Genomic DNA, 11,734 nt, shown 5'->3' on the forward strand with positions numbered 1-11,734 from the left:
TCAGACCGAAACCGCAGCCCGGCCCGGCTGCCGGAAGCGGCTCTCCAACTCCGCGTCCTCGACCGCGACCACGTCCCGCAGGACCGCGAACACGCGGCCGCGCGGATCGAGCGCGGTCACCGTGCAGGTCACACCGGTCCGGCCGGGCCTGACGTCCTCGACGGCGATCAGGAAGTCCCCGTCGGAGGGCAGCGGTTCGAACAGGCTCAGGCGGCCGATCTCCATGGGCAGGCAGGCCCGCCCGCGCCGCTCGCGCACCCAGACCAGCACGGCCTGGAGCAACAGGTCGGCGAGGACCGGGCTGTGCAGCCGCCCGTGGTAACCACCCTGCGCGGGACGGGAGTCGGCCAACCGGGCCCGCACCAGCAGCCGTTGCTCGTCGACCGACAGCACCGAGCGCAGTCCGCGCAGCGAGGGTCCGTGGAACAGCGTGCCGTCGCGGTACAGCGGGGCCGCGTCCCGGCCGGCCGAACTCCCGGCCAGGGACGCCAGATCGGTGCGGTCCGCAGGCCTCGGTCCGGCGGCACCGGTGCTCAGCCGGACGCTGTACGCGGGCCGGCTGCGTCCGCCGCTGTCCACGGAGGAGGCGAGCACGTCGACTCCGACCCCGCCCGCGGCGGGTTCGACGGCCAGCCGCAGCCGCTGGGGCTGCTGCCCGTCGGGCTCGTCCCAGGAGACACCCTTGAACACCTTGAATCCGCTCGCCCCGGTGACGGCCTCACCCGTCGCCGTCTCGATCGCGTTGGCCAGCACACCGAGGGCCGCCGTGGCGGGCAGCACCCGTCGGTCGCCGATGGTGTGGTCGGTCAGCAGCGGTTCGTCGACCAGGTCGGACAGGGTCCGGTCGACCACCAACGGGGCGAGCCCGGCGCCCTGCGCCTCGGGCGGCGCGGACAGCGGGGTGAGCGGGCCGGTGACGATCACCGTGTCGTGCGCGTGCGCGGCCGTGAACTGCTCGGCGAACATGCCCGCGCCGGTCGTCAGCGGCACCAGCGCGATCCCGCGCTGCGCGAACATCGCCCGCAGGTCGTCGGAGACCATCCCGCCGTCCCAGGCACCCCAGTTCATCGCGGTGACGCGCGCGGTGGGCAGTTCCCGCTTCAGCCGTACGGCGATCCGGTTCAACGCCTCGTTGGCCATGGCGTAGTCGGACTGACCTCGGTTGCCGAAGAACCCGGCGACGGAGGAGAACAGCACCAGGTGCCGCAACTCGGCGATACCGCGCAGGACATCGAGCACATTGCCGAGACCGAGCAGCTTCGTCGCCAGCACCCGGCGGATCTCGTCGGCGGACTTCTGCGCGACGAGCCGGTCGGCCAGTACGCCGGCCCCGTGCACGACACCGGTCACACGACCGGCGTACGGCGTCAGCACACGGCGTGTCTCGGCGGCGTCGGTGATGTCGACGGTGAGGTACTCGACCCGGGCGCCGGTGGCAGTGAGCCGGGCGAGGTTCGCGGCGATCTCGCGGGACGCGGTGATCTCCCTGAACTCGGCTTCCACGGCTCGGGGGTTGGGCTTCTGCCCACCCTGCGCCGCGCGCCGAGCGATCAGCCCGCGCAGCGCCGGTCCCTCGGTGCCGACGGCCCACTCGGGCTCGGGCGCCGGACGACTACGGCCCAGCAGCAACAGCCCGGCAGGCCGCGCCGATACCAGCGCATGCAGGCAGTCGGCGGTGATACCGCGAGCTCCGCCGGTGACCACCAACAGGTCGTCCGAGGTGATCTCCGGGACGGCCGCCGCGCGGGCCTGATGCGGTTCGGCGGCGAGGGCGACGGTACGGCGTCCGGCGCCGTCGTGCGCCACATCGGCGTACGCGCGGGACAGGTCGTCGATCTCACCGAGGAACCGGGCGCCGACCGTGGTCAGCGCCAGCTCCGGCGCGAAGTCGACGGTACGGACGAAGAGTTCGGGCACCTCGATGGCGAGGGTCTTCACCAGCCCGGCGACCCCGCCGAGCAGCGGCGAGGCGTCTCCGGCACCGCGATACCCGCTCGCCCCGTCGAGCCGCGTGACCGCGACGAACCCGGCCCGGGTCCCCTGCGCGGCCACCGCCTTCAACGCGGCCAGACTGTTCTTGGCGACCAACAGGCAGTGCTCAAGGCGCCGCGTACCCTCGGCCCAGTCCGGCCCGGCCGCGGCCGCCATCTGTACGACGAGGTCGACCCGCCCGCCGGTCAGCTGCGCGGCGAGCTCCCCCTCGTCCCAACTCACCAGCCGCCGCTGGGCATCCGCCTCCGCCACGACGTTGTCCACCCCGGGCAACGACACGACCTCGACCCGCCACCCGTCGCCCCGGAGTGCCCCGGCGAGCGGCCGGGTCAACAGGGACCCGTCGTCCACGACCACCGCGGTACGCGTCTCCGCGTAGGCGCCGACGAGGGTGTGCGGCGGGGCGATCTCCGTGACGTCGGCGTAGGTGCGGCCGATTCCGGGGGTGGGGGGGTAGGTGATGGTGAGGGGGGTGGTGGGTGCGGTGGGAGTGCTGGGCTGGGGAGTGGGCTCGGCGGAGACCGTGGAGGCGAGGAATCCGGCGATGTCGTCCAAGGTCCGCAGTTCCGCGAGCACTTCGGGGTCGACGTCCTCGGAGACCGGATACGACTCCTGCAAGGCGCCGAGGATCTGGACCCGCTTGATCGAGTCGATACCGAGGTCGGCTTCTACGTCCATGCCCGGCTCCAGCATCTCCACCGGGTAGCCGGTCTTCTCCGCGACAGCGCCGAGCAGGGCGTCCATCACGCCTGCGGCTACGGCGGAGTTGGAGACAGGGTCGGGCTCAGGTATCGGGGCGACGGGCGCAGGAGTCGGCTCGGGACTCGACTCGGCGGGAATGGTGGATGCGAGGAACCCGGCGATGTCATCCAGGGTCCGCAGCTCCGCCAGCACCTCAGGGTCGACGTCCTCCGACACCGGATACGACTCCTGCAACGCCCCGAGAATCTGCACCCGCTTGATCGAGTCGATACCGAGGTCCGCCTCGACATCCATGCCCGGCTCCAACATCTCCACCGGGTAACCCGTCTTCTCCGCCACCGCACCCAACAGCGCATCCATCACACCGGCGGAAACAGCCGAGTTGACGACAGGAACCGGCTCGGGCTCGGGAGTGGGATCTGGGGTGGGCGCAGGTGCGGGTTCGGCGTCGATCGAGACGGTCGAGGACAGGAAGCCGGCGATGTCGTCCAACGTCCGCAGTTCCGCGAGCACTTCGGGGTCGACGTCTTCAGAGACCGGGTACGACTCCTGCAACGCACCGAGGATCTGGACGCGCTTGATCGAGTCGATACCGAGGTCCGCCTCGACATCCATGCCCGGCTCCAACATCTCCACCGGGTAACCCGTCTTCTCCGCCACCGCACCCAACAGCGCATCCATCACGCCGGCGGCGACAGCCGAGTTGACGACAGGAACCGGCTCAGGTTCGGGCTCGGGTATGTACACAGGCTCCGGCTCAACCACCTCGGCTTCGACAACCTCCGCCTCGACAACCACCTCTTCCTCGACAACCGCCTCCACCACGACGGCCCTTTCCTCGACCGCCGCCCCCCGCAACGCCTCCAACAACAGCCGCGTGGACCGCTCATGAGCCGCCCCGATCGTGGCCCCCTGCTCCCGTATGAGAGCCAGTGCCGCCTCCGTGTCGGGGTGCCCACCCGCCCGTACCGACTCCTCCAGCGAACGCACCGACGCGTGCACCGTGTCGACGTGGGCGGTGAGGATCTCCGCCTGGAGGCCGAGGCCTTCACGCACCGCGGACTCGATGCCGTCCGTGGGAGCAGCGGTGGCCGCCGTCAAGGCCAACGGCTCCGACAGCGCGTCCCGGTATGCCGAACGCCGTTCCTGTGTCACGTAGTTGATGCCGCGCAGCGGAATCGTCATGCCCTTGCGGGGCGCCAGCTCACGTCGGGGCTCCACGCGGTCGTCGAAGCCGACGAGCGGCAGGCCGAGGACGGCCAGTTCGATGGCCGCGCGCTTGAGGGAGACCTCGCTGTCCTTCGAGGGGCCACCGTCCACCGCTAGGGTCACGACGTCCGTGCGGCCTTCGAGGATGCGGTCGACGAGGTCGGTCAGCACGCGCTTGGGGCCGAACTCGACGAAGACGCGGAATCCGTCGGCGTACATCTTCTCGATGCCGGAGACGAAGTCGACGGGCTGGAGCAACTGGTCCACGAGGGTGCGGCGGTTGGCCGCGGGGTCCGTGCCGTAGGACGAGCCGGGGGTGTTGGCGTAGACGGGGATCTGCGGGGCTTCCAGCCCGGTCGACTCCACGGCCTGGCGGAACGCGTCCGCGGCATGGGCGACGAACCCGGTGTGGAAGGCCGCGGAGACCGGCAGGCGCTTGGCCGGGATGCGGCGGCCCGAGACGTCGGCGACCAGGCGGTCGATCTCGTCGGTGGGGCCGCCGACGACGATCTGGCCGGGGGCGTTGATGTTGCAGATGGCCACGTTGCGGTAGGTGGCGACGAGGGCCTGGACGTCGGAGAGCGAGGCGCGGATCGCGGCCATCGCGCCCGGGTCGAAGTCGGCGGGGGCGTGCTCGGGCGGGGCCATTGACGTACCGCGGGCGCGGGCGAGCCTGGCGAACTGCTCGTCGTCGAGGGCGCCGGCCGCCCACAGCGCGGTGAGTTCGCCGAAGCTGTGGCCGATGACGCCGTCGGCGCGGAAGCCGAGTTCGCGCAGCCACGTGTACTGGCCCGCGGAGAGCGCGCCGATGGCGGGCTGGGCGAAGTCGGTGCGGCGCAGGGCGGTTTCCTGCTCGCGGTGGACCGTGTCGCTGAAGGCGGGCGGCGGGAAGACCGTGCGGGCGAGGGTGTCGGGGCCCTCGGTCAGCCCGTTGGCCCGGTCGAACGCGGCGCGCAGGGGCGGCAGCGCGATGGCGGCCCGGCGGCCCATGCCGACGTACTGGCTGCCTTGGCCGGCGAAGACGGCGGCCGTCTTCACCGACGTGGGCAGGGCAGCGCGGCGGTAGGTGATGCCCTTGGGGTGCTGCCACTGCGGGGCGTCGGGGCGGGCGCGCAGCAACTCGACCGCGGTGTCGCGCAGTTCGGCGAACTCGGCGTCGCTGCGGGCGACGATGCCGATGCGGGCGTCGGAGGCGGGGATCGCGCCGGACTCGTCGGTGGCGGCGCCGTTCTCGATGCGCAGTGCGAGCGCCTCGGGTCCTGCCGCGTGCCACAGGCCCCAACGGACCACCGGGCCGAGCGTCTTGGGGTCGGTGCCGTCGTGCTCCTCAAGGACCATGTGGAAGTTGGTGCCGCCGAAGCCGAACGAGGAGACGGCGGCCCGGCGTTTGTCGCGCGCCGGGTCCAACACCCACGGGCGGGCCTCGGTGTTGACGTAGAACGGGGTGGTGGTGGGGTCGAGGGCCTCGCTGGGGGTCTCGACGTTGATGGTGGGCGGCAGGACCTTCTGGTGCAGGGCGAGGGAGAGCTTGATGAGGCTCGCGGCGCCCGCGGCGGCCTTGGTGTGCCCGATCTGGGACTTGACGCTGCCGATGGCGGCGTAGCCGTGGTCGTCGTTGCCGGCCGACACGACCGAGGAGAGGGCGGCGAGTTCGGTGTGGTCGCCGACCGCCGTGCCGGTGCCGTGCGCCTCGAAGAGCTCGATGGCCGAGACGGGCACGTCGGCGTCCGCGTAGGCGCGGCGCAGGGCGAGTTGCTGGCCCTCGGCGCGCGGGGCGTAGATGCTCTTGAAGCGGCCGTCGCTGGAGGTGCCGATGCCGCGCAGCACGGAGTAGATGCGGTCGCCGTCGCGTTCGGCGTCGGCGAGGCGCTTGAGCGCCAGCATGCCGATGCCCTCGCCGATCAGCGTGCCGTCGGCGGACTCGTCGAAGGGGCGGATCTGCTGGGTCTTCGAGAAGGCCGGGGTCTTGCTGAAGCACATGTACATGAGGATCGTGTTCTCGGCGTCGCAGCCGCCGGTGATCATCATGTCGGCGCGGCCCTCGATGAGTTCGCTCACCGCGAGCTTGACCGCCGCGAGGGAGCTGGCGCAGGCGGCGTCGACCGTGCAGTTGGTGCCGCCGAGGTCGAAGCGGTTGGCGATCCGGCCGGCGACGACGTTGCCGAGCATGCCGGGGAAGGAGTTCTCCTCCCAGGGGATGTACGCCTTCTTGAACCGCTGCGCGATCTCCTCGGCGTCCGCCTCGCTCAGTCCGACGCTGCGCACGACCTCCTTGAGGACCGGGGTCTGCAGGCGCGCGGAGAGCGGCTGGGTGAGGGAGTTGGCGCCGGTGATGCCGAGGATCACGCCGGTGCGGGAGGCGTCGTACCAGTTGCTCTGGTCGGCGCCCGCGTCGCGCAGCACGTCACGCGCCACGGTCAGGGAGAGCAGCTGGAGGATGTCGGTGACCTCAAGGGTGTTGGGCGGGAGCCCGAACTCCATGGGGTTGAACGGGATTTCGGGCAGGAAGCCGCCGCGCCTGACATAGGTCTTGTCCTCGGCCGCCGGGTCCGGGTCGTAGTAGTCCGCGGTGTTCCAGTGGCTCTCGGGAACGTCCTCGATGCAGTCCTCGGCGTCCACGATGTTGTGCCAGAACTCGCGCAGGTCGCGCGACTTGGGGAAGAGGCCCGCCAACCCGACGATCGCGATCGGTGTCTCGGCCAGACGTGAGTGCTGCACGGTTTTCCTCCGCTGGTGCTCTGTGTCTGCGGGTCGGGTGGGGCGGACGCGTTCAGTCCGCCAGGGGCGTGGCAGTGGGCGGTGCGGCGAGCAGGGCGGCCAGCGCGGCGACGGTCTCCGCTTCGCCGAGCAGCGTGTAGTGGTCCCCGGGGACGGTCAGCTTGCGCAGGGGCCGGCCGCTGAGCTCGGCCCAGCCGAGGTCGGGGCTGGTGGGCAGCAGCGAGCCCTCGGGCTTGACGAGCGTGACGGTGCGGTCGAGCGCGTCCGGCAGATAGCCGGCGGTGCAGCGGTTGTTGCGGACGAGCCCGGCGTGGAAGGCGGTGAACAGCTTGCGCAGGCCCGCCTCCTGGGTGTCCGCGGGCAGCAGTCCCTGTGCGGTCGCCGCGTCGAGCAGGGTGCCGAGGTCGTCCTCGTCGGTGGGCACGAAGTCGAACCGTCGGCCCCGCTTGGCACCCAGATACATGGCGAACCAGTCGAGCAGCAGGGTCGGTTTCAGGGCGTCGTCGGCGGGTTGGAAGGCGGCGACCGGCGCGATGGAGTCGAGGACGACGAGCGCGTCCACGACATCGCCCCGCCCCTCATCCGCCAGCTGAGCGGCGATCTCGTACGCGACCACTCCCCCGAACGACCAACCGACCAGGCTCAGTTGTTGATCGGTGAGTCCGGCCGCGGTGAGCTCGGCCAGGCACTGCGCGGCGAGTTCGCGGACGCCGGGCACGGGTGCGGTCGGGTCGAGGGCGGCCATCGCGTACGCGGGGACGTTGCCGAGGTCGCACAGGTGCGGTGCGCTGTCCTCGGGCAGCCTCGCGACGAGGTCCTGCCAGATGGTGGCCGGCAGCGCGCCCGGGTGGACGGCGCAGACCGTGCGGGCGGTCGGGCCCGCGGCGGTCCCCAGCGCCGTCAGCAGGGGGCGCCGCACGAACCGCCGGTCCGCGACGGCCGTGTCAGGCCGTCGCGACATGGCGGTCGCTCTCCTCGGCGATGTGCTCCGACAGGGCGGCGATCGTCGGGTGGTACCAGAGCGCGGTGGCCTCCAGCTCGAAGCCGAGCCACTTCTCCAGTTCGCCCGCGAGGATCAGCGCCTCCGTGGAGTCGAGGTCGAACTCGTCGAAGTACCGCTCCGCGTCGATCTGTTCCTTGTCGACGCCGAGCCGGACCGCGAGCTTCTCGACCAGCCAGAACCGGGCTTCGTCGGCGGTGACACGCTGCATGGGGATTCCCCTCACTTCGCTGTGCGGTTGGCTTGGTGGTGCAGCTCGCGGGTGACGGCCTCGGCCGCCAGCCGCCCGGAGACGAATCCGGCCTCGTGGGAGCCGATGAGATCGACGCCGATGCGCGGCGCGTGGAAGTAGGAGCCGGCCAGCTTGATCCGGCCGCCGGGCGCGTTGACGTCGTGGATCGTGCGCTGCATGGCGCGCACCTCCAGGTCGATGACCGGGTGCGTGAACGGCAGTTCGCGGATGACGAGTTCGTCGCGCGGGGCGATCGGCGAGTCGAGGGTGACGAAGTAGTCGCGCTCTGCCGTGAAGCCCTGCAGGGAGTTCATGTAGTACGCGACCCACGTGCGAGGGCGTCCGTCGACCGTCTTCACGCCGTAGTTCCAGCTCTGCCAGCGGGTGCGGTCGGGCGGCATGCTGGAGGGGTCGGTGTGCAGGATCGCGGTGGTCTCGCTGTAGCGGACCTTGCGCAGGATCTCCGCCTGGCGCGGGCTGGGGTCTTCGAGGACCGCGAGGGTCTGGTCGGCGTGCGCGGCGAGCACGGCGAGGTCGTAGCGCTCCTCGCCGGCAGCAGTGGCGACGACGACTCCGTCCTCGTCCTCGCGGACGCGGGTGACCTCGGCGCCGGTGCGGACCTTGCCGTTGACGCCGGCGACGACCCGGCGGACGTACTCGATGCTGCCGCCGCCCACGGTCTTCCACGCCACCGAACGGCCGCCGAGGCCGCCGGGGTCGTGGGACATGAAGAAGGCGATCACCGTGGTCGCGGGCATCTCCCAGATCAGCTCGGCCGGCACCGACCAGACGGCGGTGGCGAGCAGTACGACATAGCCGTACTTGAAGGCGTCGGTATAGCCGCCGCGGTCCAGGTAGTCGCCCAGCGAGAGGTCGGTGCGCTTGCGCAGGAAGTCTCGGGGCGCCTCGCGGTGGAAGCGTTCGGCGTCCCGCCACAGCGGGAGGAAGTCGGCCGGGTAGCGGGCGGCGATCTCGTCCTCGGAGAGCTCGAACTCCCTTGTGCCGTAGTCGAGTCCGCGGTCCACGTCGAAGAAGTCGAACCCGCCGGTGTGGTCCAGCGCGGTCACGCCCAGCTTCTCGAAAAAGGCCGTCAGCTCCGGGTACGTACGGGCGTTGAAGACCACGAAGGCCGTGTCGACGCCGATCGTCCGGCCGTTCTCGTCGACCTCCACGGTGCGGGCGTGACCGCCGGGACGGTCCTGGCTCTCGTACACGGTGACTTCGACGTCGTCCGGCAGGTGGTGGGCGGCGGAAAGGCCGGATATACCGGCTCCGACGACAGCGACACGGGTGGTCATGGCAGGGCTGCACCTCGGCTCGGGCGGTTCTCGGGAACGGTCACGTGGCGGGATGGGGCACGTGGAGCGACGGCCGATGCGCAGAGGGCTGATACCTCTGAAGTGGGGTGGCAGTCCGCTCGGTTGCTCTGCGGACGGCGCAGAAGGAACCGTAGGCCTGGCCGGAAAACGGGGTCAATCGGCCCATCGGCGGGCGGACTTGCCCTATCGAGGCATTCGATGAGGGCCTGAGCGGAGTGTCCTGATCCGGTCGGTCCGGCGCTCCGCGCGCACCCTGCCGGGAACGACGGGAATTCACCCCTCCGGGGGTGTACGGAAACACCGGCCTGCGGACTCTTATGAATGACCGCCATGGAACCGGCGGCTCAGAACCGCCGAGGGGAGATCTTTCATGCCGACGATTCCGTGGATGCCCGGCACCGCGAAGGACGGGGCCGACGGTGGTGAGCCCGTCGGGCCGCCGCTGGTCATGGCATCCCGGCTGGAGCTGCGCTCGCTGCTCGGTGTGCCCCGGTTCTTCTTACTGTCCCTGGTGATCTTCCAGCAGGTCCGCAGGTCGCCCGGCCTGATCGGTGCCTCGCTGCGCGCCGAGCCGCTGAAGAAGACGTTCTGGACGCTGTCGGCCTGGCGGGACCAGGAGGCCCTGAACACCTTCAACCGCACGGACCCGCACGCGAAGAGCGTGCGCGGACTGCGGCCGGGGATGAAGGGGTCGGTGTTCGTGTTCTGGAACGCCGAGCCCGGCCAGCTGCCGATCACCTGGGACGAGGCACAGCGCCGTCTGGCCGACCAGGCCGAGAAGGAGACCCGGTCGGCATGAGCACGGTCTCGGCGGAGTCGGACGGCACGGAGTCCGGAGCGGACGCGTCGACGGGAGAGTCGGCCGGAGCCCCGCCCTCACCCCCGGCTGCCCCGCCCACTCCGGTCATCCCCCACGCCCGTCTCGTCCTCCTCGCCGCCTGTCTCGGTCTCTTCATGTCGTTCATCGAGGTGACCGCGGCCATCTCCACACTGCGGGCGCTCCAGGTCGACATGGAGGTGGCACCGGCCGACCTCAGTTGGGTGTCGAGCACGTACACCCTGGTGGTCGCGGCCTGTGTGCTGTCGGGCGGCGCGCTGGGCGAACGGCTGGGCAGGCGCCGGGTGTTCCTCGCCGGTGTGGTGCTGATCGCCGCGGGTTCCCTGGTGGTGGCGTCGGCACAGGGCTATCCGCAGGTGCTGATCGGCCGCGGGATCAGCGGTCTGGGCGGCGCCCTGGTGCTGCCCACCTCGCTGGCGCTGATCACGACGACGTTCTTCGTCGACCTGCCGCGCATGCTGCGGTACATATCCATCTGGGTGTCGATCTCGGGCGTCGGCCTGGCCGTCGGCCCGCTCCTCGGCGGCGTGCTGCTGCAGTCCTTCGACTGGCGCGCGGTGTACCTGGTCAACACACCGCTCGCGGTGATCACCGTCCTCGTCACCCTGCGCGCGGTCACGGACTCCCGAGTACCGGACCGGCCGTTGGACCTGCCGGGCCAGTTCTGGGCGGTACTGGGTCTGTCCACGCTGATCTACGGCATAGCCGTGGGCGGCCGGGCGGGCTACGACGATCCGGTCGTCGTCACGGTGCTCGCGGTGGCCGCCGTCGCCCTGATCGCGCTGGTGCGCACGGAGCGCGGCCGGGCCGTCCCGATGCTGGACGTCCGCATGATGGCCAACTCCCGCTACACGGCGGCCCTGTGCGTCGCGGCGGCGGCCCTGTTCGTGTTCGTCGGGGTCGTCTTCCTGGAGGTCCTCTTCCTGCAACGCGTCCGCGAATTCGGCCCGTTGGGCACCGGGATACGACTGCTGCCCGCGATGCTCGCCTTCGTGGCGGCCACGGCGTCGGCGCAGCGGCTGGCGGGGCGGGTGCGCCCGGGCCGGCTGCTGGCGGCGGGTTCGCTGCTGACCACGGTCGCGGCGCTGGTGCTGCTGCGTCAGGAGCCGGACGGGAGTTACGCGGTGACCGCGCTGGGCCTGGTCCTGGCCGGGCTGGGCAGCGGGTTGGTGGTGGCGCCGTCCACGGCGGCGGCGTTCGAGGTGGTGGAGGGTCCGCAGATGGGTGCGGCCTCGTCGGCGGTGACGGCGTTCCGGCAGGTCGGATCGGTGCTGGCGACGGCGGTGTTGGGTGCGGTGCTCGCGGTCCGCTTCCTCGGTGTGCTGCCTCGGCGGCTGGCCGAACACCGGCTGCCGGGCCCGGTGATCGACCAGGTGGTGGCGGTCGCCCGGGACGGCGGCAGCGCGTCCGGCCGGTCGACCCCGCAGATCACGGACGCCGTCGCGGAGGCGTTCACGGCGGGTGTGCACAGCGCACTGTGGGTGGTCGCGGGAGTGTCGTTCGGCGCCGCCGTGCTCGCCTCGGCGCTGCTGGCCCGGCGCGCCCCTCAGCAGCCGTAAGTGCCCTTTTCCGTACCGGAAAGGGCCTCTTCACCCACAGTGTGTGCCATCTCTCCCGGGAGTGAAGAACCCCAGGTCATGACTGCCGGGCTGATCGCGGGATGCCGCTGAACAGGTGTTCCGAGTGGCCGCTCACCGTGCGGGAACCTAGCGTCGTACTAAAAT

6 protein-coding genes are annotated in these 11,734 nt (G+C 71.2%); 2 read left to right on the forward strand and 4 right to left on the reverse strand.

The window, feature by feature from the left end; all coding sequences use genetic code 11:
* From ACWDR3_RS16310 to ACWDR3_RS16325, 4 genes are read right to left on the reverse strand one after another with little or no spacing between them, the layout of a single operon-like run.
* On the reverse strand, positions 1–6,621 hold the full coding sequence (locus ACWDR3_RS16310) for an SDR family NAD(P)-dependent oxidoreductase (RefSeq protein ID WP_450353139.1): 6,621 nt from the start codon (positions 6,619–6,621) through the stop codon (positions 1–3).
* 52 nt (positions 6,622–6,673) lie between these two features.
* Positions 6,674–7,582, reverse strand: a complete 909-nt coding sequence (locus ACWDR3_RS16315; RefSeq protein WP_450353140.1) for a thioesterase domain-containing protein — start codon at positions 7,580–7,582, stop codon at positions 6,674–6,676.
* Entirely contained in the window at positions 7,566–7,832 is a 267-nt protein-coding gene (locus ACWDR3_RS16320) for an acyl carrier protein (RefSeq protein ID WP_450353141.1), read from the reverse strand. Before ACWDR3_RS16320 ends, ACWDR3_RS16315 begins: the two co-directional genes overlap by 17 nt.
* An 11-nt stretch (positions 7,833–7,843) precedes the next feature.
* Positions 7,844–9,151, reverse strand: coding sequence for an NAD(P)/FAD-dependent oxidoreductase (locus ACWDR3_RS16325; RefSeq protein ID WP_450353142.1), 1,308 nt, complete (start codon positions 9,149–9,151; stop codon positions 7,844–7,846).
* A gap of 391 nt (positions 9,152–9,542) precedes the next feature.
* On the opposite strand from ACWDR3_RS16325, the gene ACWDR3_RS16330 reads away from it, so the two are divergent.
* Entirely contained in the window at positions 9,543–9,971 is a 429-nt protein-coding gene (locus ACWDR3_RS16330) for a DUF3291 domain-containing protein (protein WP_450353143.1), read from the forward strand.
* Positions 9,968–11,569: an MFS transporter gene (locus tag ACWDR3_RS16335; protein WP_450353144.1), complete on the forward strand. Its 1,602-nt coding sequence runs from the start codon at positions 9,968–9,970 to the stop codon at positions 11,567–11,569. Before ACWDR3_RS16330 ends, ACWDR3_RS16335 begins: the two co-directional genes overlap by 4 nt.
* Positions 11,570–11,734 lie beyond the last annotated feature (165 nt).

This window comes from Streptomyces sp. NPDC001002, from assembly GCF_053599215.1.